Source organism: Actinophytocola sp. (assembly GCF_035942955.1).
Classification (GTDB): Bacteria; Actinomycetota; Actinomycetes; order Mycobacteriales; family Pseudonocardiaceae; genus DASYTH01.
In genome coordinates this window covers 1-26,088 of record NZ_DASZCQ010000270.1, presented here as the reverse complement: position 1 = coordinate 26,088, position 26,088 = coordinate 1, and the positions used below count along the sequence as shown (strand labels likewise).

At 72.2% G+C, this 26,088-nt stretch carries 22 protein-coding genes and 2 pseudogenes; 10 read left to right on the top strand and 14 right to left on the bottom strand.

Annotated features, from left to right (window positions below; genetic code table 11):
- Positions 1-106: 106 nt before the first annotated feature.
- The 5 genes from VGX25_RS27515 to VGX25_RS27495 all read right to left on the bottom strand — a co-directional run bounded on the left by VGX25_RS27515 (position 107) and on the right by VGX25_RS27495 (position 4,490).
- Positions 107-1,114 carry a DUF4185 domain-containing protein gene (locus VGX25_RS27515; RefSeq protein WP_326920816.1) on the bottom strand — a complete coding sequence of 336 codons (1,008 nt, stop codon included), beginning with the start codon at positions 1,112-1,114 and terminating at the stop codon, positions 107-109.
- Between the two features lie 9 nt (positions 1,115-1,123).
- A complete protein-coding gene (gene rsmI / locus VGX25_RS27510) occupies positions 1,124-1,948 on the bottom strand; it encodes a 16S rRNA (cytidine(1402)-2'-O)-methyltransferase (RefSeq protein WP_326920815.1) in 825 nt (274 codons plus the stop codon).
- A 26-nt stretch (positions 1,949-1,974) separates the two neighbouring features.
- Entirely contained in the window at positions 1,975-2,874 is a 900-nt protein-coding gene (locus VGX25_RS27505) for a DUF3060 domain-containing protein (RefSeq protein WP_326920814.1), read from the bottom strand.
- 99 nt (positions 2,875-2,973) lie between these two features.
- Positions 2,974-4,002, bottom strand: coding sequence for a hypothetical protein (locus VGX25_RS27500; RefSeq protein WP_326920813.1), 1,029 nt, complete (start codon positions 4,000-4,002; stop codon positions 2,974-2,976).
- Positions 3,999-4,490, bottom strand: coding sequence for a SigE family RNA polymerase sigma factor (locus VGX25_RS27495; protein WP_326920812.1), 492 nt, complete (start codon positions 4,488-4,490; stop codon positions 3,999-4,001). Before VGX25_RS27495 ends, VGX25_RS27500 begins: the two co-directional genes overlap by 4 nt.
- Before the next feature lie 76 nt (positions 4,491-4,566).
- On the opposite strand from VGX25_RS27495, the gene VGX25_RS27490 reads away from it, so the two are divergent.
- The 4 genes from VGX25_RS27490 to VGX25_RS27475 all read left to right on the top strand — a co-directional run bounded on the left by VGX25_RS27490 (position 4,567) and on the right by VGX25_RS27475 (position 9,204).
- Positions 4,567-4,908, top strand: coding sequence for a PadR family transcriptional regulator (locus VGX25_RS27490; protein WP_326920811.1), 342 nt, complete (start codon positions 4,567-4,569; stop codon positions 4,906-4,908).
- Positions 4,905-5,303: an HAAS signaling domain-containing protein gene (locus VGX25_RS27485; protein WP_326920810.1), complete on the top strand. Its 399-nt coding sequence runs from the start codon at positions 4,905-4,907 to the stop codon at positions 5,301-5,303. Before VGX25_RS27490 ends, VGX25_RS27485 begins: the two co-directional genes overlap by 4 nt.
- Before the next feature lie 46 nt (positions 5,304-5,349).
- Positions 5,350-6,924 carry a dolichyl-phosphate-mannose--protein mannosyltransferase gene (locus tag VGX25_RS27480; protein WP_414635996.1) on the top strand — a complete coding sequence of 525 codons (1,575 nt, stop codon included), beginning with the start codon at positions 5,350-5,352 and terminating at the stop codon, positions 6,922-6,924.
- 303 nt (positions 6,925-7,227) lie between these two features.
- Positions 7,228-9,204, top strand: coding sequence for a hypothetical protein (locus VGX25_RS27475; RefSeq protein WP_326920809.1), 1,977 nt, complete (start codon positions 7,228-7,230; stop codon positions 9,202-9,204).
- 457 nt (positions 9,205-9,661) lie between these two features.
- On the opposite strand, the gene VGX25_RS27470 is transcribed toward VGX25_RS27475, so the two are convergent.
- Positions 9,662-11,431 carry a serine/threonine-protein kinase gene (locus VGX25_RS27470; RefSeq protein ID WP_326920808.1) on the bottom strand — a complete coding sequence of 590 codons (1,770 nt, stop codon included), beginning with the start codon at positions 11,429-11,431 and terminating at the stop codon, positions 9,662-9,664.
- A 93-nt stretch (positions 11,432-11,524) separates the two neighbouring features.
- Between VGX25_RS27470 and VGX25_RS27465 the strand changes: the two genes are divergently transcribed.
- The 5 genes and pseudogenes from VGX25_RS27465 (at position 11,525) to VGX25_RS27450 (ending at position 16,516) form a co-directional block, all read left to right on the top strand.
- Complete coding sequence (locus VGX25_RS27465) at positions 11,525-13,405, top strand: propionyl-CoA synthetase (protein ID WP_326920807.1); 1,881 nt, start codon at positions 11,525-11,527, stop codon at positions 13,403-13,405.
- Positions 13,402-13,746: pseudogene (locus VGX25_RS35820) on the top strand (maleylpyruvate isomerase N-terminal domain-containing protein); the annotation flags it as partial. The gene VGX25_RS27465 and the pseudogene VGX25_RS35820, both read left to right, overlap by 4 nt.
- A 22-nt stretch (positions 13,747-13,768) precedes the next feature.
- The gene (locus tag VGX25_RS27460; protein WP_326920806.1) at positions 13,769-14,149 is read left to right on the top strand and encodes a hypothetical protein; all 381 of its coding nucleotides are present in this window, start codon (positions 13,769-13,771) and stop codon (positions 14,147-14,149) included.
- Positions 14,150-14,190: 41 nt separating this feature from the next.
- Positions 14,191-14,823, top strand: coding sequence for a TetR/AcrR family transcriptional regulator (locus tag VGX25_RS27455; RefSeq protein WP_326920805.1), 633 nt, complete (start codon positions 14,191-14,193; stop codon positions 14,821-14,823).
- 88 nt (positions 14,824-14,911) lie between these two features.
- On the top strand, positions 14,912-16,516 hold the full coding sequence (locus tag VGX25_RS27450; protein ID WP_414635995.1) for a beta-N-acetylhexosaminidase: 1,605 nt from the start codon (positions 14,912-14,914) through the stop codon (positions 16,514-16,516).
- Here VGX25_RS27450 and VGX25_RS27445 read toward each other — a convergent pair.
- The 7 genes from VGX25_RS27445 to VGX25_RS27415 form a co-directional block, all read right to left on the bottom strand.
- Positions 16,509-17,753, bottom strand: coding sequence for a Gfo/Idh/MocA family oxidoreductase (locus VGX25_RS27445; protein ID WP_326920804.1), 1,245 nt, complete (start codon positions 17,751-17,753; stop codon positions 16,509-16,511). The two genes, VGX25_RS27450 and VGX25_RS27445, sit on opposite strands and share 8 nt — an antisense overlap.
- Positions 17,750-18,616, bottom strand: coding sequence for a putative RNA methyltransferase (locus VGX25_RS27440; RefSeq protein WP_326920803.1), 867 nt, complete (start codon positions 18,614-18,616; stop codon positions 17,750-17,752). The genes VGX25_RS27445 and VGX25_RS27440 overlap by 4 nt, the downstream gene beginning before the upstream one ends.
- 10 nt (positions 18,617-18,626) lie before the next feature.
- On the bottom strand, positions 18,627-19,991 hold the full coding sequence (locus VGX25_RS27435) for a pyridoxal phosphate-dependent decarboxylase family protein (protein WP_326920802.1): 1,365 nt from the start codon (positions 19,989-19,991) through the stop codon (positions 18,627-18,629).
- On the bottom strand, positions 19,988-21,361 hold the full coding sequence (locus tag VGX25_RS27430; RefSeq protein ID WP_326920801.1) for an NAD(P)/FAD-dependent oxidoreductase: 1,374 nt from the start codon (positions 21,359-21,361) through the stop codon (positions 19,988-19,990). Before VGX25_RS27430 ends, VGX25_RS27435 begins: the two co-directional genes overlap by 4 nt.
- Positions 21,358-22,542, bottom strand: a complete 1,185-nt coding sequence (locus VGX25_RS27425; RefSeq protein ID WP_326920800.1) for a glycosyltransferase 87 family protein — start codon at positions 22,540-22,542, stop codon at positions 21,358-21,360. Before VGX25_RS27425 ends, VGX25_RS27430 begins: the two co-directional genes overlap by 4 nt.
- 35 nt (positions 22,543-22,577) lie before the next feature.
- Entirely contained in the window at positions 22,578-23,015 is a 438-nt protein-coding gene (locus VGX25_RS27420; protein ID WP_326920799.1) for an SRPBCC family protein, read from the bottom strand.
- Positions 23,016-23,084: 69 nt separating this feature from the next.
- Entirely contained in the window at positions 23,085-24,002 is a 918-nt protein-coding gene (locus tag VGX25_RS27415) for an oxygenase MpaB family protein (protein WP_326920798.1), read from the bottom strand.
- A 149-nt stretch (positions 24,003-24,151) separates the two neighbouring features.
- On the opposite strand from VGX25_RS27415, the gene VGX25_RS27410 reads away from it, so the two are divergent.
- Positions 24,152-25,807 carry a DUF2156 domain-containing protein gene (locus VGX25_RS27410; protein ID WP_326920797.1) on the top strand — a complete coding sequence of 552 codons (1,656 nt, stop codon included), beginning with the start codon at positions 24,152-24,154 and terminating at the stop codon, positions 25,805-25,807.
- On the opposite strand, the pseudogene VGX25_RS27405 reads toward VGX25_RS27410, so the two are convergent.
- Positions 25,791-26,088, bottom strand: a pseudogene (locus VGX25_RS27405) (hypothetical protein); the annotation flags it as partial. The gene VGX25_RS27410 and the pseudogene VGX25_RS27405 overlap by 17 nt on opposite strands.

The window sequence follows — 26,088 nt, the reverse complement described above, 5'->3', positions numbered from 1 at the left end:
CACACCGGCCCGCAACCCCCCCAACCAACCCGACCCAAGGCCGGCGCCGAAGGCGCCCGGCGGCCTTGCCCGAGCTAAAAAATACAGCCCGAGCTAGAAAATACCGCTAGGCCAGGGTGGTGCGCATCAGGTAGACGTTGTACGGCGACCACTGCGACATGGCGTAGTAGATCACCGGGCCGGTGGCCGACCGCGGGTGGAAGAATCCGCCGTACAGTCCGGGATACTCCGCGGCGGAGGCCACGACCTGGCCGGCGGTCCACGGGCCGGTCAGCTCGTCCGCGGTGCGCAGCACGATGGCGCCGCGGGCCTCGTCGAGGTGCAGGGCCAGCCACTGTCCGAAGTGGACGTTGTAAATGACCGAGAGCTCCGCCACCGGGCCGGCCATGACCGGCCTGGCGGCGAACGGGTCGCGCGGGCGCCAGGTGTCGCCCGTCCAGTACTCGTACGCCGCCGGCTCCAGGATGTCCGAAGTGGACACTCGGGCCAGCCGCCCGTCGCCCCAGCGGCCGTTGGGCGTGCCGAGCAGGTAGACGTGCTCACCGTGGCGGGCGAACGCGCCCATCTGGAACGGATGGTCGGCCCGGCGGCGGTTGGGCCAGCGCGCCCCTGGCGGCTTGGTCCAGGTCACGCCGTCCTCGGACACCGCGATGCCGGCGTAGTTGGTGACCCACACGCCCTGGGGCCCCCAGTTGCGCACCGACATGTAGTGCAGGTAGTGCCGGCCGTCGACGGCGATGCCCGAGGTGGGGATCACGGTCTCCTCGCGCCGCACGTTCGGGTCGCGCTCGAGGATCTGGCCGGCGACACCGGCGGCGCCGTCCATGCCGCGCTCGGCAACTACCTCGTCGAGCCGCAACCCGGCGTCCAGATCCCGGTTGCTGGACACGGCAAGGACGTTGCAGCGCCAGTCCGACAGGTCGGTGGTTCCCGCGCCGTCGCCGCACCAGCCGGGGCCGTAGGTGTCGCCGAACACCACCATCACCCGGCCGGCGCCGTCCTCCCACATAATGCCGAGATCGGTGGCCTCGATGCCGAACCGCTCGGCGGTGCGGTTGATCGACTCGCGCCCGGTCAGCTGCGCGACCAGCGTCGTCTCGACGGGACGGACCATGGCTGAAGGTTATCGGCGGGCGGTGACGGCGGCGTCGTAGAGCGCCTTGCGGCTGACGCCGGAGCGCTCGGCGACCTCGGTGACGGCGTCCTTGAGCCGGGCTCCGCCCGCGGTGCGCTCGAGGACCTGCTCGACCAGCGCGGCGACGTCCAGCGGCGCGGTGGGCTCTGCGCCGGCCAGCACCACGGTGATCTCGCCGCGGACGCCGGCCGCCGCCCACTCCGCCAGCTCGCCGAGCGGGCCGCGGCGCACCTCCTCGTACGGCTTGGTCAGCTCGCGGCACACCGCGGCCCGCCGGCCGGCGCCGAGCACCTCGGCGGCGTCGGTCAGGGTGGCCGCGATCCGGTGCGGCGACTCGAAGAACACCGCCGTCCGCGGCTCGGTGGCCAAGGTGGACAACCACCTGCGGCGCTCGCCCGGCTTGCGCGGGGCGAACCCCTCGAAGCAGAACCGCTCGCACGGCAGGCCGGACAGGGCCAGCGCCGTGGTGACCGCGGACGGCCCCGGCAGGCAGGTCACCGGCAGGTCCTCGGCCACGCAGGCGGACACCAGGCGGTAGCCCGGATCCGACACGCTCGGCATGCCCGCGTCGGTCACCAGCAGCACGGTCCGGCCGGCCCGCAACGCGTCCAGCAGGCCGCCGATCCGGGACACCTCCACCGCGTCGTAGAAGCTGACGATCCGCCCGGACGGGCGCACGCCGAGCGCGGCCGCAAGTGCCCGCAGCCGCCGGGTGTCCTCGGCGGCGATCACATCCGCCGTGCCGAGGGCGTCCACCAGCCGGGGCGAGGCGTCCCGGGAGTCGCCGAGCGGGGTCGCGGCCAGGACGAGCACGCCAGGAGCGTACTGGCAGTGCGGGATCAGCCCTGGGTGATCTTGTTGCCGGTCCCGTTGTCGGACACCTTCGGGTCGCCGCCGGACCAGGTGATGATGTTGAGCGACCCGTTCACCCCGATCTCGGTGACCTGCTCGAGGGTGACCTCGTTCTTGGAGCCGTTGACGGTCACCGTCGCGCAGCTGCCGGTGAAGGTGAGCGTGTTGGACGAGCCGTTGATCGCGACGGCGCGGCCGGCGCAGTCGATGGTCCTGGTCTGGGCCGAGTCGGCGATGGTCAGGGTGCCGCCGGAGGCGCCGCCACCGCTGCCGGTCGGCGTGGTCGGTGCGCCGCCGGTGGGGCCGCCGGTGCGGGTGAGGTCGAGCGTCACCGACTCGGAGGCGATCCGAAGGCCACCTTCGCTGCAGGTGAGGGTGGCCGTGCCACCCGGGGCGAGGGCCGGACCGACATCGGCCATGGGGATCGACGACACACCGACGACCGGCTGGTCAAGGGTGACCTTGCCGGACGCCTTCTCCTGCTTGAACACGTAGTCGTTGCCGGCCTTGGCGTAGCTGCCCTCCGCGGACCCGTCGACGGTCCCGGTGACCGAGATGTTGGCGGCCTTGAGCGTGACCGAGGCGCCGTCGCCGGTCAGCGTCCAGGTGCCGGCCTCGGTGAGCGCCAGCTCGAGGCCGCCGCCGCTGGTGGCGACGATCGGCACGCCGTTGACGTCGGCGCCGGCCTTCCCGGCGATCTTGGTGACCTCGTACTCGCCGACCGGGCACTGACCGCCGCCCCGGTCGGCCGGCGCGGGCTCCGACGTGCCGGTGCCGCGGTCCGACGGCGTGCTCGTGGCCGGCGGACCCGCCGCGTCGTCCCCCGAGCACGCCGGCACCGCCAGCAGGCACGCGGCGGTGGCGGTCAGGATCGCTGCCCTGATCAAGATGACCTCCCAGATTCCCGACATGAGGCCGAAAACGTAGGAGGCCACGGTAGTGGGTCGGGCCCGCAGATGTGGTCGGAACCGACCATCCGGCATGGACTACCTGGTCAGGACCACGGCCGCCACCGCCTCGCGCAGCGGACCCACCCCGGCCGCCACGCTCTCCCCGGTGGCGTAGTGGCCGGGATCGACCTGCGCCACGACCGCCGTCCCGTCCGCCGTCGCGTAGGTCCGGACGCCGCCGATCACCTGTTCCCGGTCGAGCGGGACCATGACCACCTCGCCGCCTGGGCTGTTGCTCCGGCGTGGCATGGCCGTCGGCGCCGGGCCGGCGTCCAGGCTCACGCTCAGGCACGCGTCGCCCGCCGGGCCGAACGGATCGACCCCGGTGGGGCACAGGGTCAGCGACGCGCCTACCGGACCCTGGTTCGTCCACCTGACCACCCGGTAGCCGTCGGGCACCTTCGTCAGTCCGAATGGGACCGTCAGCGGGGTCGGTTGCGGCGCGAGGCTCTCGGCGATGCGCCGGAACGTGTCGAGGGGCATGGTCGGTGGGCGGCCGCCGACCACGGCCCACCGCCCGTCCGCGAGCTGCCAGAGCAGTTGCGACGGGGCCCGGTTCCGCCCGAGCTTGTGCACAACGCCGGGACGGCCCGCGATCGTCGTGGGCTCCTCGACGGCGCCGGCCGGGGCGGCGGGCCGCCTCGTGCTGACGCCAACCATGAAGCTCTCCAGCTCCTGCGGCCCGACGCCGTAGTACGCGTAGTTGTCGGCGGTGCCGACGTCCCAGCGGGCCAGCGTGTAGCCATCCGGCAGCCACCCCACGGTGAACGGCAGGGCGGGTGGAGGGATCACGCTGGCGATCGCGACCGGCGCCGACGACTCCCCCGCAGGCGCGGTCGGTGGCGCCGGCGACCCACCGACCCGCTCCTCTCCGCGGCCGGACACGGCGACCACCACGCCGAGCGCCACCGCGCAGGCCGCGCCGGCGACCCCGGCGACGCTGGCCACCTGCCGGCGCCGCCGGCGGGCCAGGCCCGCGCGCAGCCCGGCCAGCACGTCCGCCTCGGCCGGGGCGTGGCGCTCCAGCGTCCCAAGCGCCCGCCGGAGCGACTCCTCGTTGATCATGACACCTCCATGGTCGGCTGCCGGTCGCGAAGGACGGCCAGCCCGCGGGAAACATGGCTGCGCACGGTGCCGGCCGTGCAGCCGAGGATCGCGGCGATCTCCTCGTCGGAGCGGCCCTCGTAGAACCGCAGCACCAGGACCGCCCGCTGCCGCCGGGTCAGCGTGGCCAGCAGGGTGGCGACCAGGTCCCGGTCGGCCAGCGCCGCGGCCGGGTCGGGCGTGGTCGCCTCCTCGAGCAGCCCGGCGTCGGCCATTGGCTGGATCGAGCGCACCGACCAGCGGCGCCGCCAGGACAGGTACCCGTTGGTGATCATGCGCCGGAGGTAGAGGTCGGGGCGGTCGAGCCGGCCGATCCTGGACCAGCGGGCGTGCGCGCGCACCAGGGCGTCCTGGGTCAGGTCCTGGGCGAGATGGCTGTCGGCGGTCAGCACGCCGGCGTAGCGCACCAGCCCGGGCAGCTGCGCGCGCAGGAACTCGTCGAAGTCCACGCCTCATCAAACGCGGCCCGGCGGTGCGGTGTTGAGCCGCTCCCGGAACCTTGCCTCGCAAGGTAGCATGTGCGACATGGAAGCGTGGCCAGGGCTTGGCACCGCGCTGCGGCGCGGGACCTTGGAGTTCTGCGTGCTGGCCCTACTGGAGAACGAGTCCCGCTACGGCGTGGAGCTGGTCACCCAGCTCGCCGAGCAGACCAGCCTGACCACCAGTGAGGGCACGCTCTATCCCCTGCTGTCCCGGCTGCGCCGGGCCGGCTGGGTGGCCACCACCTGGCAGGAGTCACCGAGCGGCCCGCCACGGCGCTACTACGAGCTGACCGGTCAGGGCAAGGAGGCGTTGGCCCGCTTCCGGTCGGAATGGGTCACCTTCCGGGACGCTGTCGACCGCATCGTTGGGACGGAGCAGACATGACTCAGTCGATCGACCGGTTGGACCGGCTCGTCGAGGACTACCTCGGGGCGGTCTCGTGGGCCTGCGCCGACCTGCCGCCGGAGCGGCGCGAGGACCTGCTCACCGACCTGCGTGAGCACATCGCCGCGGCCCGCGCCGTGCTCTACCAGCCGACGGAGGCCGCGGTGCGCACGATCCTCGACCGCCTCGGCGAACCCGCCGCCATCGCCGAGGAGGCCCGCCTCGCCGAAGGGCTCGGACCGCGCCCCGCGCCGTCCCCACCCGCCAAGGCGAGCACGAGCGGCTGGTTGGCGGGTCCGTTGTCGCCGCGCACCGTCGCGTTCCTGATCGCCTTCGCCCTCCTGCTCGCCGGCATCCTCGGGTTCTTCACCGTCGTGGCGGTTCTTGCCGGCTAGCGGCTGTTGACACGGATCTTGCGGCGACGCCGTACGATCGGTCGCCGTGACCGCCCTCGCCACCGCACCCGACGTGGCCGCGCCCGCCAGCAAGCGCCGCGAACCGTCGGACGCGGAGGTGGTGCGCGCCCGCCTGCTCATGCCGCCGATGCCGGCCGACCGGCTGCGCGGCTGGCTGGTCACCACGTTCCTCGCGCTGTTCGGCGGGTTCATCCGGTTCCAGAACCTCGGCTTCCCCACCGACAACGGCACGCCGGTCTTCGACGAGAAGCACTACGTGCCGCAGGCGTGGGAGATCCTGCGCAACGGCGGCGTCGAGGACAACCCGGCCTACGAGCTGACCGTGCACCCGCCGCTGGGCAAGCAGATGATCGCCATCGGCGAGTGGCTGTTCGGCTACGACGGCTGGGGCTGGCGGTTCACCGCGGCGCTGTGCGCGTCGCTGATGATCCTGCTGATCGTGCGGATCGCCCGGCGGCTGACCCGCTCGACGCTGCTCGGCGCGATCGCCGGGGTGCTGCTGATCGCCGACGGCGTCAGCCACGTGCAGGGCCGGATGGGGATGCTGGACATCTTCCTGGCCTTCTTCGTGCTGGTCGCGTTCGGCTGCCTGCTGCTCGACCGCGACCAGGTGCGCCACCGGCTGGCCATCGCGGTGGCCGAGGGCTGGGCCACCGAGTCGACGTACGGGCCGCGGCTGGGCTTTCGCTGGTGGCGGTTCGGCTGCGGCGTCGCGCTGGGGCTGGCCTGCGGGGTGAAGTGGTCCGGCATCTTCTACATCGCCGCGTTCGGGCTGCTCACCGTGCTGTGGGACGTCACGGCGCGGCGGGCGGCGGGCGTGCGGCACCCGTGGGTGGGGGCGCTGCGGCGCGACGTGCTGCCGGCGCTGTGGGCCCTGCTGATCGTCCCGGTGCTCGCCTACCTGGCCACCTGGTGGGGCTGGTTCGCCAGCGAGACCGCCATCGACCGGCACCTCGGCGAGCAGGCGGCGGCGTCTGGCTGGCACAGCGGCTGGTACGACGTGCTGCCCCAGGCACTGCGGTCGCTGTGGCAGTACTCGGGCAACGTGCTGGAGTTCCACGAGAACCTGAACACGCCGGCCACCAACCAGCACCCGTGGGAGTCCAAGCCGTGGACCTGGCCGATGGGTCTGCGGCCGATGCTCTACTACTACGACGGCGGCACCACCGGCTGCGGCGAGCCGACCTGCGTCAGCGCCACGATGCTGGTCGGCACGCCCGCGCTGTGGTGGCTGGCGCTGCCGATGCTGGCCTGGGGCCTGTGGCGCATGATCGGCCGGCTGGACTGGCGCTACGCCGCCGTCGTGGTCGCCTACCTGGCCGGCCTGCTGCCCTGGTTCGTCAACCTCGACCGGCAGATGTACTTCTTCTACGCCACCCCGCTGGCCGCCTTCCTGGTCCTCGGCCTGACCCTGGCGCTCGGACAGATCATGGGCCGGGCCCGGGACGGCTACGAGCGTCGCGGCACCGGTTTGCTCGTCGTCGCCCTGTATGTCGGATTGGTCGTGGCCAACTTCGTCTGGCTGTGGCCGATTCTCAACGGGAATTCCATTCCGAACTGGCGGTGGCAGGCCGAGCTCTGGCTTCCCTCCTGGCGCTGAAAACCCTTCGTTCTGTTCTGGTGCTGAACCCTTCGCCCGTGATAGGCGTACAGCGGTGCGCAGACGTGCGCCCGTTGACGTGAAAGGGATCTCATGAGACGAAGCCGATTAGTGGCGGCCGCAGCAACCCTTCTCCTCGTTCCCCTCGTTCAGGTTCTTCCGGCGTCGTCCGCCGGCGCGGCGCCCCAGTCGTCTGCCGCGCCCAGCGACGTCCGGGAATTTGTCCACAAGGAAGTCGTCCTCAACGGCAAGAAGATTGCCACGCCGAACCGGTACCAGCCGAAGGCCCAGTCTCAGGCACGCGTGGCGGCGGAGACCCCGCCGGTGGGCACGGTCCGGCAGTGGCCCGCCTTCGACATCCTCGTCGGCGACTACCTCAAGGACTACACCCTGCGCGCGGTGGGTAACAAGATCGAGGTGTGGGTGGCCAACGACACCGCCTTCCCGGCCGGTGACTGCCGCAACCAGATCCCGAACTCGACCACGATCACCGACGCCCAGGCGGCCGAACTGGTCGACGAGTTCGACAACAACATGTTCCCCAAGGAGACGGCGGCCTTCAGCACGCCGCCGGACCGCGACGGCAGCAACGCCCTCATTCCCGGCGACTTCACCGGTGAGGGCGACAACACCGTCGCGCTCATCGACAACGTGCGGGAGGAGAACTTCTACGACTTCCCGGCGAACCCCACCTATATCGCGGGGTTCTTCTCCGCGGGGTACAACGAGGTGTTCGACCGCAACATCATGACCGTCGACGCGTTCGACTGGGCGCACCGCACGACGGCCAACCCGCCGGACGAGCCGACGGCCGACCCGTGCACCAGCCGGCCGGCGCGGCCGTTCCTCTACGAGGGCACGTTCGCCCACGAGTGGCAGCACCTGCTGCACTACTACACCGACCCGTTCGAGTCGACCTGGATCAACGAGGGCCTGTCCGACTTCGCGCAGACCCTGGTCGGCTACGTGGACACGCGACTGTCGGTGTTCGAGCGGGGCTTCGACACCCATGTCACGTGCTATCAGGGCTTCGGCATCGTGCAGACCCAGTTCAACACCAACCCGCGGGACTGCGGCGGGCCGGAGAACTCGCTCAACCTGTGGAACGAGGGCGACAATCCGAGCAAGGTGCTCGCCGACTACGGTCATGCCTACTCGTTCATGATGTTCCTGTTCGACCGCTACGGCATCGACTTCATGACGCGGTTGCACAACGACGGTAAGCTGCAGGGCCTGCCCAGCCTGTCGGCGGATCTGGAAGCCGAGGGCGCCTCGCCGGACGTGTACCGGGTGCTGCACGACTTCCAGACCATGGTGCTGGTCGACAAGCTCGTCGGCGACTCCCGCAGGGGCACGATCCTCGGGGTGCCGAAGGGCCGGGTGACCACGCCGAGCCTGCGGTCGTCGCTCAACTTCGGCAACCCGGACGTCAACAACGACCCCGGGGCCGCACCCAACGGCGCGGACTTCGTGCAGCTGCAAGGCACGAACGGCACCGTCCTGTCCGGACGGGACCTGCGGTCGCTTTCGTTCCAGGGCGCACGGACCCTGCCACCGCTCCCGCTGTTGTGGACGGTGAAGACCGACGATCCGGACCGGCCGGGCAACGCCGTGCTGTTCTCGGGCAACGAGAGCGCGCTCGACGCCGCCGCGGTCATCTCGGTGACCGTGCCGACCGCCGACCCGACGCTGCGCTTCCTGGCGAAGTACGGCGCCGAGCTCGGGTTCGACTACGGCTACGTGATGGTCTCCACCGACGGTGGGGCGACGTACAAGGCCGTGGCCGGTGACAAGACCGTCGACGCGCCGCTTGGGCCGGGCCTCAACGGCGACACCGAGGGATTCGAGCCGCACACGTTCGACCTGTCCGCCTTCGCCGGGCAGACCGTGCTGCTCAACTTCCGGTACGTCAGCGACGGCAGCGTCAACAACGGCGGTCTGCTGATCGACGACGTGACCCTCGGCGGCACGCAGATCAGCGACGGGTCCAACCTGGACGCGTTCGACTCCCCGACGGAGATCCGGCCGATCGAGGTCGACAACTGGAACCTCCGCCTGATCGGCATCGACGAGCGGCACTCGCTGGCGCTCCAGCTGGAGATCGACGGCAAGTTCTCCTTCCAGCTCAACCGGCTGGCGCTGCTGTTCCTGTCCCTGTTCCCCAAGGTCGTCGCCGTAGTCGCCTACGACGAGCCGACCGAGCAGGTCCTGCAGTACGCCCCGTACACGCTGACCGTGAACGGAGTGGTCCAGCCAGGAGGCGGCGGCTCCGGCACCTGAGTTAATACGATGAAGGGCCCCTTCCCCACGGAGGAAGGGGCCCTTCGTCTTCCGGGCGCAGCCGGCAGCCGCCAAGCAAGGCGACAAACAGCGCGGCGTGTGCTCGATCGCCGGCCGCTGCGCGCGCAGCGCGCGGCGAGGTCGTTGGCGGTGATCTCGCACGGCAGGGGGAGTTGCTGCGGCACAAGGGTTCGTTGGCATGACGCCGTCCCCGCGCCGCGCGCCGCGCGCGGCGATTGAGGCACGGGCAGTGATCGCGTGAGGGCGGCCGGGTTGCCGGGCTGGCTTTCCGATCGGTCGGGTCGGGCTTTCTCAGCGCAGCGGGCGGGTGCGGGCGGGTTCGATGAGCCGGGTGACCGAGTCTCCGGCCCTGCAGGTACGGGCGAGCCGCTTGTGCTCCGATTGCCGCGACCGGTCGCGGGCGATGCTCTTGTGGAGCGGGGCGGACAGCCAGGAGTCAGCGCAGCGGGCGGGTTCGCTCCGGCTCGATGATGCGGGTGACCGGGCCTTCGGTGGGGTGGCCGGCGCGGGTGAGCCAGGCGCTCATTTCGCGGGCGATGGCGTTGAGGGTGGGGCGGCGGCCGGGGTCGGGATCGAGGGAGGCCAGCAGCAGGGCGCGGTGGGCGGACTGGCGGGGCAGCCGGACCAGCGGCTCGGCCTTGGCGGCGGCCATGAGGGCGGCCATGGCGTTCTCCCGGACGCCGCGCGGGGGTGCACCGGTCAGGGCGAAGCTGACGGTGGCGGCGAGCTGCCAGGCGTCCGACGCCGGAGTGGCCGAGGCGCCGGCGGCGGTTTCCGGGGCGAGGAAGTCGGGGGTGCCGACCATCATGCCGGTGGCGGTGAGCGTGGAGTCGCCGCGCGAGCGGGCGATGCCGAAGTCGATCAGGTGCGGGTTGCCGTCCGGGTCGAGGATCACGTTGGCGGGCTTGACGTCGCGGTGCAGCACGCCCTTGGAGTGGGCGGCGGACAGCGCGCTGGCCATGGTCATCCACAGCCGGGCGGCGGCCACGTCGCCGAGCGGGCCGGACTCGTGCACCGCGTCGGCCAGCTGCTGGCCCTCGATGTACTCCATGACGAGGCCGAGCCCGTCGGCGTCGGACACGATGTCGTAGACCCGCACGCAGTTCGGGTGGTGCACCGCGGCCAGCGCCCTGGCCTCGCGCAGCATCCGCTCCTCGGTCTCGGCGTCCGGCGCGTGCGCGAGCTTGACCGCGACCGTGCGGTCGAGCTGCGTGTCCCTGGCCAGCCACACGGTGCCGAACCCGCCGTGGCCGAGCGGGCGGATCTTCTGGAACCGGCCGCCGGACTTCGTCCACACGGTCGACGCGTCCGGGGACCGGCGCGGCGCGAACGGCAGCGGTCCGGGGTCGGCGGCCAGCCTGGCAAGGGCGGCCCGGTCGGGTTCCGGCTCGCGCACGGGCGGGCGCATCGGCGGCGGTGGCGGGGTGCGCACGACCGGCGGGGGCGGGCGGTAGGCCGGTGGCGGTTGCGGCGGCGGGCCGGGCGGCGGCTGTTGCCGCCTGGTGTAGGCGCGTTCGATGACCGACCAGCTCGGCGGGCCGACGATCAGCACCGGGATCATGCCGAGCACGGCGGCCGGCAGGAAGCCCAGCCACATGGCGATCGCCACCCTGGCCGCCATCGGCGCGCTGAGCAGGATCAGCATCGCGAACGGGATCCAGAACAGCCGGGCGGGCCATTTCGGCCCGCGGCGCAGCGCCGCGCGCGCCTGCAGCCAGACGAACAGCAGGCACAGCAGCGGCACGACGACCAGGCCCAGGATGTGCAGCATCAGCTTGACCGAGCCCTCGAAGGGGTGGAACAGCACGTCGTAGACGGTGGCCCCGCGGCCGAGGTAGGTGCGCTGGTCGCCCCAGCAGTACTCGGCGTCGAGGGACCGGACCTCGGCCGCGGTCAACCCGGTGTTGCCCTCGCCCCGGAACGCCGTGCGGAACACCTCGGACATGCCGATCGCCAGCAGCCACGGTGCCAGGAACGCCGACAGGATCCCGATCGTGCCGAACACGCCGAGGGTGACGACGTTGTACGTGTTGCCGGTGCCCTTGCGGATCAGCGCGACGAGCAGCGCGCCGAACGTCGGCAGCAGCGCGATCAGCGCGCCCGCGGTCGCCGTGGCCCACACCCAGTCACCCGGGCATACGCCGGGCCCGAAGATGCGGTGCGCAAGGGAGAGCAGCGAACCCGCGAGCTCCACGAGTGCGTCCACGTCCCCCTCCCTTCACCCCTTCACGGCCAGGGTAGGCGAAGCCGGCGGTCCCGGGGCTCAAACTCGGGCCCGTGGCGGGGCATGATCTCCCCTATGGGCAGCTACTCCGACGCATACCGGCAGAGCCTCGCCGATCCCGAGACGTTCTGGCTGACCGCGGCCCGCGCGATCGACTGGGACCGCCCACCGGCGCGCGCGCTGGACGACACGACGCCGCCGCTGTACCGGTGGTTCCCCGACGGCGTGCTCAACACCTGCCACAACGCGCTGGACCGGCACGTCGAGGCCGGCCGCGGCGGGCAGCCGGCGCTGATCTACGACTCGGCCATGACCGGTGTCAAGGCCACCTTCACCTACCGGGAGCTGCGCGACGAGGTGGCCCGGTTCGCCGGCGTGCTGTCCGGGCTGGGCGTCGGCCGCGGCGATCGGGTGATCGTTTACATGCCGATGGTGCCGCAGGCGGTGGTGGCGATGCTGGCCTGCGCCCGGCTCGGCGCGGTGCACTCGGTGGTGTTCGGCGGGTTCGCGCCGCGCGAGCTGGCCACCCGGATCGACGACGCCCGGCCCAAGGTGATCGTGGCGGCGTCCTGCGGGCTCGAGCCGACCAGGACCGTGGAGTACCGGCCGATCATCGAGGACGCCATATCACATACGACGCATCCTGTATCACATGTCGTCATGCTCCAGCGGGAGCAGGCGCCGGCCCGGCTTGCCGACGGCGACGTCGACTGGGCCGAGGCGATGGCCGGCGCCGAGCCGGTCGACTGCGTGCCGGTGGCGGCGACGGATCCGCTCTACATCCTGTACACGTCCGGCACCACCGGGAAGCCGAAGGGCGTGGTGCGCGACAACGGCGGGCACGCGGTGGCGCTGGCCTGGTCGCTGCGCAACGTCTACGACGTCGGGCCCGGTGAGGTGTGGTGGACGGCGTCCGACGTCGGCTGGGTGGTCGGGCACTCCTACATCGTGTACGCCCCGCTGATCGTCGGCGCGACCACGGTGCTGTACGAGGGAAAGCCGGTCGGCACGCCGGATGCCGGCGCGTTCTGGCGGGTGATCTCCGAGCACCGGGCCAAGGCGCTGTTCACCGCGCCGACCGCGTTCCGGGCGATCAAGCGGGCCGACCCGGACGCGACCCTGTTGGCCAAGCACGACCTGAGCCGGTTCGAGACGCTGTTCCTTGCCGGGGAGCGGCTGGACCCGGAGACCTACCACTGGGCCAGCGACAAGCTCGGCGTCCCGGTCGTCGACCACTGGTGGCAGACCGAGACCGGCTGGCCGATCTGCGCCAACCTGCGCGGGCTGGAGCCGATGCCGATCAAGCCGGGCTCGCCGAGCGTGCCCGTGCCGGGCTACGACGTGCGGATCCTCGACGAGTCCGGGGCGGAGCTGCCGGCCGGCCGGGAGGGCGCGATCGCCATCAGGCTGCCGCTGCCGCCGGGCACCCTGCCCACGCTGTGGGGTGACGACGAGCGGTACGTGGATTCCTACCTGTCCCGCTATCCCGGCTACTACCTGACCGGCGACGGCGGCTACATCGACTCCGACGGCTACGTCTACGTCATGGGCCGCACCGACGACGTGATCAACGTGGCCGGGCACCGGCTGTCCACCGGCTCGATGGAGGCGGTGCTGGCCGCCCATCCCGCGGTGGCCGAGTGCGCGGTGATCGGGGTGCGCGACGCGCTGAAGGGCCAGTTGCCGCGGGGCTTCGTGGTGCTCAAGGCCGGCGTCGAGGTCGACGAGACCACGCTGCGCGACGAGCTGGTGGCCGCGGTCCGCCGGGAGATCGGCCCGGTGGCCGCGTTCCGCGATGTGTCTATTGTGGACGGCCTGCCGAAGACCCGGTCCGGCAAGATCCTCCGCAAGACCATGCGCGGCATCGCCGACGGCCGCGACGAACCGGTACCGTCCACCATCGAAGATCCCGCCGTGCTCGACGCGCTGCGCCCGGTGTTGAGGGGAGACCGATGATCGGCAAGCAGACCTACCTGGCCTGGCTCGACGCCGACTACCGCCGGCTGCGGGAGGTCGCGGCCGGCCGCATGGACGCGAAGGTGCCGACGTGTCCGGAGTGGACGGTGACGGATCTGGTCCGGCACGTCGCCATGGTGTACCTGGAGAAGACCGAGATCATGCGGACCGGCCAGAAGCAGAGCTGGCCCCCCGACCTCGGCGAGGCGGATCCGATCGCGGCGCTGGACCGGACCTACGCCGGGCTGGTCGCCGAGTTGGCCGCGCGCGAGCGCAACGAACCGGTGCCGGACTGGTACCAGCCGGACCAGACGGTCGGCTTCGTGGTCCGCCGGATGCCGCTGGAGACACTGATTCCACCGGGTGGATGCCGAGCTGGCGGCGGGTGTGCCGATCGCCGCCATCCCGACCGGGCTCGCGCTGGACGGCATCGACGAGATCCTCGTGCGCTTTCTGTCCTACTGCTCGCACGAATGGCGGGATCACATGGCCGACACGCTCACCGGCGCCGACGGGCGGCCGGTATCGGTGGACGCCGGCTCGGACCGCTGGACCGTCCGGATCACCCCGGCCGGCGCGGACGTGGCCAGGGACGACGACGCGGGCGCCGCCCGCGTGTCCGGCACGCCGCAGGAGCTGCTGCTGTGGCTGTGGCGGCGCTCCGACCGGGCGGCGATCACCACCGACGGCGACGAGAAGCTCGTCGCCCGGCTGTGGGACCTGCTGGGCGCGACGACCGTGTAGCGCGCCTTGATCTGGACAACGATTGATGTCAGGGTGGGCCGGTGCGTAGCTCACCGACCCGGTCCTGGCGCGGGGTCAGCGCCGAGGAGCGGCGGGCCGAGCGGCGCGGCCAGCTGATCGAGGCCGGGCTCGAGGTGATCGGCACGCAGGGCTGGGCCAACACCACCGTGCGGGGGGTGTGCCGGCGGGCCGGGCTGACCGAGCGGTACTTCTACGAGAGCTTTCCCGATCGTGAGGCGCTGCTGCTGGCCGTGTACGAGCACGTGCTGGTCGAGGGGATCCGGGTGGTGCTGGCGGCCGCGGCCGAGGCGCCGCACGACGTCCGGCGCACCGCACGGGCCGGGATCGCCGCCGCCGTGGAGTTTCTCATCGACGACCCGCGCAAGGGCCGGGTGCTGATCCTGGAGGCCACCGCCAACGAGAACCTGCAGCGGCGCCGGCAGGAGGCGCTGCGCGCGCAGGCGGCGCTGCTGTCGGAGGTGGCAAGGGAGTTCTTCGGCGATCGCCCGCCCGACCCGACCGACGCCTACCTCACCGCGCTGGCGCTGGTCGGCGCGCTGGCCGAGGTGGGGGCGGCGTACCTGGACGGCCAGCTCGACGTGTCGAGGGAACGCCTCATCGATCACCTGACCGAGCTGTTCGTGGCCTCGGGGAACGTTTCGTCCGCCCGGTGAACTAACCGGAACGCTTGTGCTCACCCGGCAAATTGGTCTATACCTGTGAGCTGGCCCCCTGCCCTCCGGGCCGCATCGAGGAGGACTCGTGAAGACTCCCACAATTGACCGAAGCCGCCGGTTCCTGGCTACCCTGACCGTGGCCGCCACCACGGCCGCACTGCTCAGCGCCGCATCAGGTACCGCGACAGCCACTCCGGAGCAGCACATCTCCAGCATCACCTCCGTCGTTCCCGCCCCGGTCTCCGTGCGCCCCGACCCGGCGGAAAACTTCGAGATCACCCGGCAAACCAAGATCGTCACCCCGCCGGCCGCCGGCGAGGTCGCCGACGTCGGCCGCTACCTCGCCGGCGTGCTGCGGCCGTCCACCGGCTTCCCGCTGCCGGTCAGCCGCGGCGGCGGTCAGTCCGGCAACATCTCCCTTGCGCTCGGCGCGAGCGGCCAGGTCGGCGCGTCCGGCTACGAGCTGACCGTGCGCCGCACCGGGGTGAGCCTGCGGGCCAACACCGCCGCCGGCCTGTTCGCCGGGGTGCAGACGCTGCGGCAGCTGCTGCCGGCCAAGGTGGAGAGCCGCGGCCGGCAGTCCGGGCCGTGGATCGTGTCCGGCGGGACGATCGTCGACTTCCCGCGGTTCGGCCACCGCGGCGCGATGCTCGACGTCTCCCGGCACTTCTTCTCGGTGGCGGAGGTCAAGCGCTACATCGACCAGATCGCGCTGTACAAGATCAACGTGCTGCACCTGCACCTGGCCGACGACCAGGGCTGGCGGATCGAGATCAAGAGCTGGCCGCGGCTGGCCACCTTCGGCGGCAGCACCGAGGTCGGCGGCGGTCCCGGCGGGTACTACACCCAGGAGCAGTACCGCGACCTGGTGGCCTACGCCGCCGCGAGGCACATCACGATCATCCCCGAGATCGACATGCCCGGGCACACCAACGCGGCGCTGGCCTCGTACGCCGAGCTCAACTGCGACGGCGTGGCGCCGCCGCTGTACACCGGCACCGACGTCGGGTTCAGCTCGCTGTGCATCCGCTCGGAGATCACCTACCGGTTCCTCGACGACGTGCTGCGCGAGCTGGCGGCCCTGACCCCCGGCGAGTACCTGCACATCGGCACGGACGAGGCGCACGCCACCACCGAGCCGGACTACCTGTTCTTCCTCGGCCGGGTCATGCCGATCGTTGCCAAGTACGGCAAGAAGATCACCGGCTGGCACGAGTTCCTCAAGGCCGACCCGCCCACCTCGGCGGTGCCGCAGTACTGGGGCACCACCAACTCCCACCCGGAGGTCACCGAGGCGGCCGCGCGCGGGAACAAGATCCTGATGTCCCCGGCCAACAAGGCCTACCTGGACATGAAGTACAACCGGGACACCCCGCTCGGGCTGAGCTGGGCCGGGTTCATCGAGGTGGACACCGCCTACGGCTGGAACCCCGGGATGTACCTGCAGGGCGTGCCGGAGAGCGCGATCCTCGGCGTGGAGGCGCCGCTGTGGTCGGAGACGATCTCCAACAGCGACCACATCGAGTTCATGGCGTTCCCGCGCCTGCCGGCCTACGCGGAGCTGGGCTGGTCGCCGTGGTCGACGCACGACTGGGCGAGCTTCCGGGAGCGCCTGGCCGCGCAGGGCCCGCGGTGGGAGCGGCTCGGCATCGACTTCTACCGGTCCACCCAGATCCCGTGGCCTAGCTGACCCGCTCGACGGTCCCGCGCAGCCGAGCCCGCTCGGCGGCGAACACCGCAAGGTGCGTCTCCAGCGACTCCAGCGGGCCGGAGAGGATCGCGGCGGGGTCGCCGGCGGCCACGGCGGTGGTGAACGCGTCCATCAGGCCCGCGTCGCCGCCGCCGTGGCCCGCGGCCGCGTCGTTGCCGAGCGAGGAGACGGTCAGCTGCTCGGTCTCTCCCGTGACGAAGTCCTGAATGGACAGTCGATCGCCGTCGCCGTCGATGAAGCCGCGGGTGCCGAAGATCTGGGTGCGCCGGTCGGCGTGCGGGGAGGAGCCGACCATCTGGAACGTCCCGGTGATCCCGCCGGCGAACTCCATGGCCACCACCTGGTGATCGACCACGTCGTTGTCGCAGGCGTACACGCAGCGGCCGTACGGGCCGTCGCGCAACGCCAGCCGCACGCCGGCCTCGGTCACCTCGTCGGTGATCACGCTGACCGGCCAGCCGGTGCGGCCCGCGCGCACCATGCCGGCGTAGAGCCGGACCGCCGAGTACGGGCAGTCCGGCTCGACCGCGCAGTCCAGGCACCGGTCCGCGGCCCCGTCCGGCCGGTTCTCCCGCCGGAAGTGGGTCAGCGAGCCGAACGACGACACCCGCTCGATCGGCCGGCCGACGATGTGCCGCAGCCAGTCGATGTCGTGGCAGGACTTGGCCAGCAGCATGAACGAGGCCCGGTCCGAGCGGCGCCAGTTGCCGCGCACGAACGCGTGCGCGTGGTGCCACCAGCCGACCGGCTCGAGATGCTGCACGCTGACCACGGCGCCGATCCGGCCGGAGTCCACGATCCGCTTGAGCAGCCTGGTGTACGGCCGGTACCGCAGCACGTGGCACACCGCGAACAGCACCCCTGCCTCCCGCACGGCGGCCACCAGCGTGCGACACCGCTCCTCGCTCGGCGCGAGCGGCTTCTCCACCAGCAGGTGATAGCCCTTGCCGGCCAACGAGATCGCCGGCGCGACGTGCTCGGAGTCCTGGGTGGCCACGATGGCCGCGTCGGCCAGCCGGGGCGCCTCGGCCAGCTCCTGCCACGAGCTGAACACCCGCTCGGCCGGGATTCCGTGCGCCCGCGCCAGCGCGCTCCTCCGGTACTCGTTCGGCTCGGCCACGGCGACCACGCGCGCCCGGTCCGGGTTGGCCGCCACCCAGCGGGCGTAGGCGCCGCCCCGGTCCCCGGCCCCCAGCACCGCGAACGTGGTGGTCATCGGGACTCCGGACCGCGCCGGCGGTAACTGGACACGATCACCGACGCGGTCACCGGCAGCGGCGCGTCGAGCATCCGCACCCGCTCGCGCAGCGTGCTGCGGCTGGTGTGCCAGGCGCTGGGCCCCATCGCCACCACGGACTCGATGTCCTCGTGCGACAGCGACATGGTGAACTCCCAATCGTCCTCACTGGACAGTTGGCAGTAGGGCGCCATGGCCCCCTCGATGCGCTCCTGCTTCTCCGGCTCGACCGACAGCAGGCCCAGCTTCCAGACCAGCTCGACCAGGTGCCGCGAGGTGGGCGACACCACGATCACCGTGCCGGCCTCGCCGAGCACCCGGTGGATCTCCGGCGGGTTGCGCGGCGCGAAGATGCTCAGCGCCAGCGCCGCGGACCCGGTGCGCACCGGCAGGCCCTGCCACGCGTCGCAGCCGACCGCCCCGGCCCGCACGTGCGCGCGGGCGGCGCGGCGCAGGGCGGGCTTGGACACGTCCAGCGCCACCCCGATGCGGCCGGGCAGCCCGTCGAGCACCGACGCCAGGTAGTGCCCGCCGCCGGCGCCGATGTCGACCACGCAGCCGGGCGGCCGGTCGGCCATGGCCCGCTGCGCGGCGGCCACGACCGCGCGCACGACCGGCTTGAAGTGCCCCGAGGCGAGGAACCTGGTGCGCGCGTCGACCATGTCCGCGGTGTCCCCGGTGATCCCGGACGCGGTGCCGGGCATCAGGTTCACGTACCCGTGCCGGGCGACGTCGAACGAGTGCGAGCCGGCGCAGCGCACCACCGAGCCGGCGAACGTCAGGTCCGCCCTGCAGTTCGGGCACACCAGGAACGGCAGCACGTCGGACAGCACGGCATTCACGCTCCGGTCGTCAACCCGCACGGGCGGCCAAGTGCTCGATGCGGCGCAGCCGGTCGAGGTGGGTCTCCGCCTCCGGCTTGATCAGCACGCTGCGCAGCACCCGCGCCCCGTCGGCGTCGGCCGGCACCCGCGGATGCCGGCGCGCGAACGCGGCCGCGTCCACCTTCAGCGCGCTGACGAACACCGGGTCCGACGCGGCCTTCATGCCACCGGCCAGCACCGCGGCCGAGGCCGCGTCGACCGCCGACAGCGTCGCCGCCGCCGGGAAGTACGTCACGATGTCCAGCTCCGGTTCCTGGTACAGCTCCAGGTGCGGCGAGTCGGCGATGGTCCGTGCCCAGGCAAGGGCCGCCCGCCGGCTGGCCACCAGGAACCGGCCCAACCCGTCCGGGGTCAGCGGGAGCACCCGCAACGTCAGCCACAGCGCGGCCGCGGCCGCACCGGCCCGTGAGCACTCCAGGCTGATCTCGCCGAGGTGGAACTCGGCGTCGGTGAAGTAGGTGTACGGCGAGTCGTGCAGGTAGAACCGGGCGATCGACGGGTCGGCGAACAGCACCGCGCCGCACCCGTAGGGCTGCAGGCCGTGCTTGTGCGGGTCGATGACGACCGAGTCGCAGCGCGCGATCGCCCGCCACGGCGCCGGGTCGATCCGCTCCGGGGAGCTCTCCTGTGCCAGCAATGAGAAGAATCCACCATAGGCGGCGTCCACATGCAACCGCACGCCGTAGCGCTCCTTCAGCGCGAGCGCCTCGTGGATCGGGTCGATCGCGCCGAGCCCGGTGGTGCCGGCGGTGAGCACGACGGTGCCGACGGTCCCGCCGGCGAGCACCCGCTCGAGCGCGTCGAGGTCCATCCGGCCGCGCCCGTCGACCGGGACCGTGGTGCCCGGCATGCCAAGCACGTGGCACATCCGGCCGTGCGTGTAGTGGCTGTCCGCGCTGAACGCGATTCCCTTGCCGGGGTGCGACTCCCTGGCGACGTAGAGCGCTTCCAGGTTGGCGATGGTGCCGCTGCTGGTGAGGTGGCCGAGGTGGGTGTCGAACCCGAACATCGCGGCGAGCCGGGCGATCGCCTCGCGCTCCATCGCCGACGTGGCCGGGCTGCTGTCCGCGGCGTGGTTGTTCGGGTTGATCAGCATCGCGGTCAGGTAGCCGGCGACGGCCACCGGGTGCGGCGGCTTGAGCATCTGCCCGACGTAGTCCGGGTGGAAGTACGGGAAGTTGTCCCCGAGCCGGTCGGTGAACTCCGTGAACGCGGCGGCGAACCGCTCGGGATCCACGTGCTGCGCCGGATGCTCCCGGTAGCCGCCGAAGCCGGACTGCCAGGCGCCGACCGCGGCCACACCGCGGCGGAGCCAGTCGTCGAGCGGGTTCATGACAGGTCGTCCAGCGCCGAGCTGATCCCCCGGTGGAACGTCGGGTAGGCGAAGATCATCTGTCGGAGCACGGCGGTGGGCACCTCGGCGTGCACGGCGACGGCCAGCGCGCCGAGCACCTCGCCGCCGGACGGCCCGACCGACGTCGCGCCGACCAGCACCCCGCGCACGGCGTCCTCCACCACTTTGATCAGTCCCTCGTTGCCGACGCCGTGGATGAAGCCGCGGGAGGTGGCCGGCAGGTCGGCGCTGCCGGTGCGGACGGTCAGGCCGCGCTGGCGGGCCTCGGCCTCGGTGAGGCCGACCGTGCCGACCTCCGGATCGGTGAACGTCACGCTCGGCACCGCCCGGTAGTCGGCCGGGCCGTGCTCGCGGCCGAGGATGTCGGCCGCGGCGATCCCCGCCTGGTACATCGACATGTGGGTGAACGCGCCCCTGCCGGTCACGTCGCCGATCGCCCACAGGCCGGGCGCGGCGCGCATCCGCTCGTCGACCCGGATGCCCCGTGCCGACTCGTCAAGGCCGAACGCGCCGACGCCCAGCGCCGCGAGGTCGGTGCGGCGCCCGGTGGCCACCAGCAGGGTCTCGGCGGACAGCGCCTCGCCGTTGCCGGTCTTGACGGTGAAGCCGCCGGCGTCGTGGCTGACCGTCGACACCGAGGTGCTGGTGTGGACCGCGATGTTCTCCTCGGCGAACCGCCGCTCGATCAGCGCGCTGGCCTCGGGCTCGACCGGCGGCAGCAGCCGGTCGCGGGTCTGGATGAGGGTGGCCTTGGCGCCGAACCGGGAGAACACCTGGGTCAGCTCGCAGCCGACCGGGCCGCCGCCGAGCACGATCAGGCTGGCCGGCACCCGGGTGGTCACGACCGCCTCGCGGTTCGTCCAGAACGGGGTGCCCTCCAGGCCCGGGATGTCCGGCACCGCCGGGTCGGTGCCCGGGTTGACCACGATCCCCTTCGCCGCCCGGAACCGGCGCTCGCCATCCGATGTGGTGACGACGACCTCACCCGGCGCGGTGATTCGGCCCCTACCCCGGACGAAGCGCGCGCCCGAGCCCTCGAGCCGCTCGACCGCGACCCGGTCGTCCCAGTCGTCGGTGGCATCGTGGCGGATCCGGGCGGCGACCGGCGCCCAGTCCGGCCGCACCTGCGCCGACCCGGCCAGGTCGCGCACCCGGCGGGCCTCGGCAAGGGCGTCCGTCGCTCTAATCATCATCTTGGTCGGGACGCAGGCGTAGTACGGGCACTCGCCGCCGACCAGCCGGGCGTCCACGCCAACCACCGCAAGGCCGGCCCTGGCCAGCTCGGTGGCCACCGCCTCGCCACCCGGGCCCAGCCCGATCACCACCACGTCCACCGAGTCGGTTGTCACGTGGCCATCATTCCGGACCGCCACAACCGCATCACGGCGAACGAGGCCAGGGCCAGCGCGGCCAGCACGTAGGCGTTGCCCGGCACCGCCTCGAGCACCGACCAGTGCAGCTCAACGTGGGCGCCGCTGGGCACGACGAAGAACTCCCAGCCGGTGCCGACGACCGGGATCGCGGCCAGCGCCACCCGCGCCCAGGCGCTGCCCCGCAGCACCCTTGGCACCAGGAAGGCGACCAGCGGCACCATCCACACCCAGTGGTGGGTCCAGGACACCGGGCACACCAGCAGGCCGCAGAACGCGGTCACCAGCAGCGCGCCGAGGTGCTCGCCGCGCCGGTGCAGGCGGTGCACGACGACCGCGGCCGCCGCCAGGCACAGCGCGCTGAGCACGGCGACGGTGACCAGGGTGCCGGCGCCGTGCCCGGCGAAGCGCTGCACGATGCCGTTGAGCGACTGGTTGCCGATCCAGGAGTTGGTGATGGCGTCGTTGCCGTCGATCAGCGCGACCGTCCAGAACTGCACTGTGTCGGCCGGCAGTACTAACCCTGCGAAAGTGTTGAGCCCGACGAAAGTACCCACCGCGCGGAGAGCGTCGGCCCGGCGACCGGTCAGCAGCAGGTGCGGCACGAAGATCAACGGGATCAGCTTGATCGCCGCGGCCAGCCCGACCAGCACCCCGGACCACCGGGATCCCTTGAGCACCAACACGTCCAGCACGACCATGGCCATCAGCACGATGTTCAGCTGGCCGAGCGCGAAGGTTCGCCAGACCGGCTCGAGCACGAACACCGCCAGCAGCGTGACCGGCACCGCCGCCCGCCACGGCCCGCCGGGCATGCAGGTCCGCACCACCCGGCCGAGCGCAAGCGCCGACAGCGCGGCGATCAGCCCCCAGCTCAGCTGGGTCGGCAGGACCGTGAGCGGGAGGAACAGGATGGCCGCGACCGGCGGGTAGGTGAACGGCAGGGCCGGCGCCCAGTGCGGCTGGGTGGTCAGCGGCTCGTAGAGCGGTCCGCCCTGCAACACGGTCAGCGCGCCCGCCCGGTAGATCGCGCTGTCCACGCCGAGACCGGCGCCGAGCGCCCAGCCGACCACCGCCAGCGCGAGCAGGCCGGCGGCCAGCACCACGGCCGTCAGCGGTATGCGTGCATGCCGAATCCCCGCCGTCCCCGCAGCGCCCACCGGGTCACCCTATCGGGGTAGTTGCGACGGGCGGCTTACCGTGCCGCGGAGTGTCGGGCCAGGCCGCGCACGGTCTGGCCGATGAACCGGGTGAGGCCCTTGCGCAGCAGCCATCCGGTGCCCGGCAGCCTGGGGGAGAACGAGACCTTCCAGTGGATCGTGGTGCCGCCGCCTTCGGCCGGGCGCAGGTCCACCTCGCCGCGGTAGTCCTTGACCGGAAGTCCCTTCACGTGGGCGTAGCGGAAGGAGCGGTCCTGCTCGAACCCGAGGATCTCGTCGCGCCCGGTGACCCGGCCGTTGCGGAAGATCCGCACCGCGCCGACGCCCTCCGGCTCCCCCTCGCCCTCCTTCTCCAGCTCGAAGGAGTCGATCGCGCCCCACTGCGGCCAGGTGGACCCGTCGCGCAGCAGCGCGTACACGGTGGCCGGATCCGCCGACGTCCGCTCGGTCACGTCGATCTGGTATCGGCGCATGCGCAGATCCTAGGAGCGGACGCGAGGCCCGGGGTGGGTGGGTGGGCCTCGCGGGAGCGACCATCGGACCTAGCCGTGAGCGGTTGCCGAGCCGTTGCGCACCAGCCGGTAGCTGTCCGGCGCGAACTCGTCGCGCGCGATCGCCGCGCGCCGGGCCCGCAGGTAGGCCGGGCCGTTGATCCGGAAAGCCTTGGGCAGCACCGGGGTCAGCCCACGGGACATCCGCGCGATCAGCCGAAGCTCCCGCTCCTGCCGCTTCGTCCACTTCAGACCGAGCCGATCCCGCAGCCGCGGCGGAAGCGTGCCGATTCCGGTCAGCAGCAACACGTGGGCCATCGGGCGCCGCAGCACCCGCCACAGGGGCTGGGTCCACGGCGGCAGCCAGGCGGGACGCGCCGGCCGGGCGGAGGCGCGCAGCACCGTGTCGACGGTCGTGGTGTGCTCCAGCCGGGTGGCGATCGTGTCGTCGAGGTAGGCGAGCAGCCCGTCCCAGTCGTCCGGAAGGTCACCCTCGCGCACGCCGATCAGCCGCCCGATCCCCAGCCACTCGCGGTAGAGCTCGTCGATCTCGTTGCGGCTCAGCGGAGTCCCGAACATGCGGTGCGCGTCGACGATGGTGTAGACCAGCGTCGCGTGCACCCACGCGTAGGCCCCCGGCTCGAGCGCGTGGTACCGGCTCCCGTCCGGGTTGATCCCCTTGATGCGCCGGTGCATCTCCCGCAGCCGGGCCCCGGTCTGCACCGCGTCCTGGCCCCCGTAGATGGTCAGGTTCACCCAGTCGACCGTGCGGAACAACCGCGCCCACGGCTCGGCCTCGAAATGGGAGTGGTCCCGCACACCCGAGCCCACCGTCGGATGCGCCACCTGCAGCAGCAGGGCCGACAACGACGCGAGGAACAGGCGCAGATCGCTGCCGTACCGCCAGGCCACCGAGTCCGGCCCGAGCACAAGCGCCCGCGCCTGCTGCTCGGTCAACCGAGTCGACATCCGCGCGACCCCTTCTGACAACGCCGATGGTCCACTGGCCTCGGACTCTGGCATGGACAACGGTCGATGTCAACATGGGGTTGGCCCTACCCCGGATCCGGGTGCTGCCGCCAGTGCGAATGGCCGCCCGCCGGCCCAGGCTGAGACGCATGCCGATTCGCCGCACTCCGTTCACCGCGGGCGTCATCGCGGTGCTGCTGATCGCCGGTCTGGTGACCGGGGCGCTGTTCACCAGGGTGTCGGATCTGCCGTGGGGCAACGACATCGCCTACGGCCTGCCGGCGCTCACCGAAGGTCGCATGTGGACACTGGGCACCGGCGCGCTGTTCGCCGTGACCCCGCTGTGCTACGTGGCGGTGATCGGCAGTTTCGCGCTGCTCGCCGGGTTCGCCGAGCGCCGGCTCGGCACGGCTCGGACCGTCGTGGCCTGTGTGTACGGGCATCTGGCCGGCGTGCTGGGCGCGGCCGGGCTGATCGCGGCCGGGCTGGGCGATCGCTGGCTGCACTCGCTGGACGTCGGGTTCTCCGCAGGCGCGATGGCCGCCGCGGCCATCGCCTCGGCCACCCTGGCCCGGCCATGGCGTCGGCTCGCCCGCCTGGCGCTGATCACGTACTGCGTCGGCGCCATCGTGGTGCTCGGCCAACTCGCCGACGTCGAGCACCTCGTCGCCGTCCTGTGTGGACTCCCGGCCGGCCGGTTCTTCGTCCGGCACGGCACGCCCGACGTCGCCGCGGCCGACCGCGCGCGGGCCCTGCTTGCCCGCTACGGCGGCGGCAGCCTGTCCTGGATGACCACCTGGGGCCGGACCCGCTACCTGCTGTCTTCCGCCGGCGACGGGTATCTGGCCTACCGCCGCCACGCCGGCGTCGCGATCACCGTCGGCGATCCGGTCGGCTCGCCAGCCTGGCGGTCGCGTGCCATCGCCGAGTTCGCCGCCTTCTGCGACCGCTCCGGCCTGCTGCCGTGCGGCTTCTCCGTCGGATCGTCCACAGTAGACTCCGCACGGGCGCTGGGCTGGCGGCACGTCCAGGTCGCCGAGGACACCCTCGTCGACCTCGCCGGCCTCGAGTTCCGCGGCAAGTCCTGGCAGGACGTCCGCACCGCCCGCAACCGGGCCGCACGGGAGGGCATCGAGCACCGCATGATCACCCTGGCCGACGCGCCCCCGTCGATCGTCGCCCAGGTCCGCGAGGTCTCCCGCGGCTGGCTACGCGGCAAGCGCACGCCCGAGCTGGGCTTCACGCTCGGCGGCGTCACCGAGGCCCTCGACCCGCGGGTGCGCGTCGGCATCGCCGTCGACGCCACGGGTCTGGTCCACGCCGTCACGTCCTGGCTGCCCATCCTCGACGCCACCGGTCACCCGCGCGGCTGGACGCTCGACATGATGCGCCGCCGCCCCGACGGCTTCCCCCTTGCCATCGACTTCCTCATCGCCTCGGCCTGCCTGGTGTTCCAGTCCGAGGGCGCCGCCGTGGTCTCCCTGTCCGGCGCTCCGCTCGCCAGGTCCACAGGGGACGGCGGGGGCCCGCTGCAACGCCTGCTCGACGGCTTGGGCCGGATCATGGAGCCCTGCTACGGTTTCCGCTCGCTGCACGCCTACAAGTCCAAGTTCAAGCCGCGCCGCGAGCCGCTCCACCTCACCTACCCGTCGCCCACCGCTCTTCCCCGGATCGGGATCGCCGTGCTCCGCGCGTACCTGGCCAGCTCCCGCCGGCCGGTGTCGGCGCCGCCCCGCCCGATCGCCATCCCGGCCCCGCGCGCGCCGCGGCCCGTTGTCGCCGGCCACGCTACTTCGGTTTCTTAGGCTCCTTGGGTTTCTTGGGCTCTTTCGACTCTTTCGGCTTCTTGGCCTCGTCCTTGGCCGCTTTCTTGGCCGCCTTGGCGTCCTCCTTGGCCTGCTTGTCGGCTTCCTTGGCGGCCTTCTTGTCCTCCTGTGTGGACGTCGTGGCCTCCGCCGGGACCGCTTCGGGCTCGGCCACCGAGCCGGTCGCGGCGTCGGGCGGGGTCGGCGGCGCGTCCGGGGCGGTGGTGTCGCCGGCCGGCGTCCCGCGCGGCGCGCCGGGCGCCGGTGTGTGCGGCCGGGCC

Coding starts and splice junctions, on each gene's coding strand:
- VGX25_RS27515 (WP_326920816.1), bottom strand. CDS start 1,114: ATGGTCCGTCCCGTCGAGACGACGCTGGTCGCGCAGCTGACCGGGCGC.
- VGX25_RS27500 (WP_326920813.1), bottom strand. CDS start 4,002: ATGATCAACGAGGAGTCGCTCCGGCGGGCGCTTGGGACGCTGGAGCGC.
- VGX25_RS27490 (WP_326920811.1), top strand. CDS start 4,567: ATGGAAGCGTGGCCAGGGCTTGGCACCGCGCTGCGGCGCGGGACCTTG.
- VGX25_RS27485 (WP_326920810.1), top strand. CDS start 4,905: ATGACTCAGTCGATCGACCGGTTGGACCGGCTCGTCGAGGACTACCTC.
- VGX25_RS27465 (WP_326920807.1), top strand. CDS start 11,525: ATGGGCAGCTACTCCGACGCATACCGGCAGAGCCTCGCCGATCCCGAG.
- VGX25_RS27445 (WP_326920804.1), bottom strand. CDS start 17,753: ATGACCACCACGTTCGCGGTGCTGGGGGCCGGGGACCGGGGCGGCGCC.
- VGX25_RS27435 (WP_326920802.1), bottom strand. CDS start 19,991: ATGAACCCGCTCGACGACTGGCTCCGCCGCGGTGTGGCCGCGGTCGGC.
- VGX25_RS27420 (WP_326920799.1), bottom strand. CDS start 23,015: ATGCGCCGATACCAGATCGACGTGACCGAGCGGACGTCGGCGGATCCG.
- VGX25_RS27415 (WP_326920798.1), bottom strand. CDS start 24,002: ATGTCGACTCGGTTGACCGAGCAGCAGGCGCGGGCGCTTGTGCTCGGG.
- VGX25_RS27410 (WP_326920797.1), top strand. CDS start 24,152: ATGCCGATTCGCCGCACTCCGTTCACCGCGGGCGTCATCGCGGTGCTG.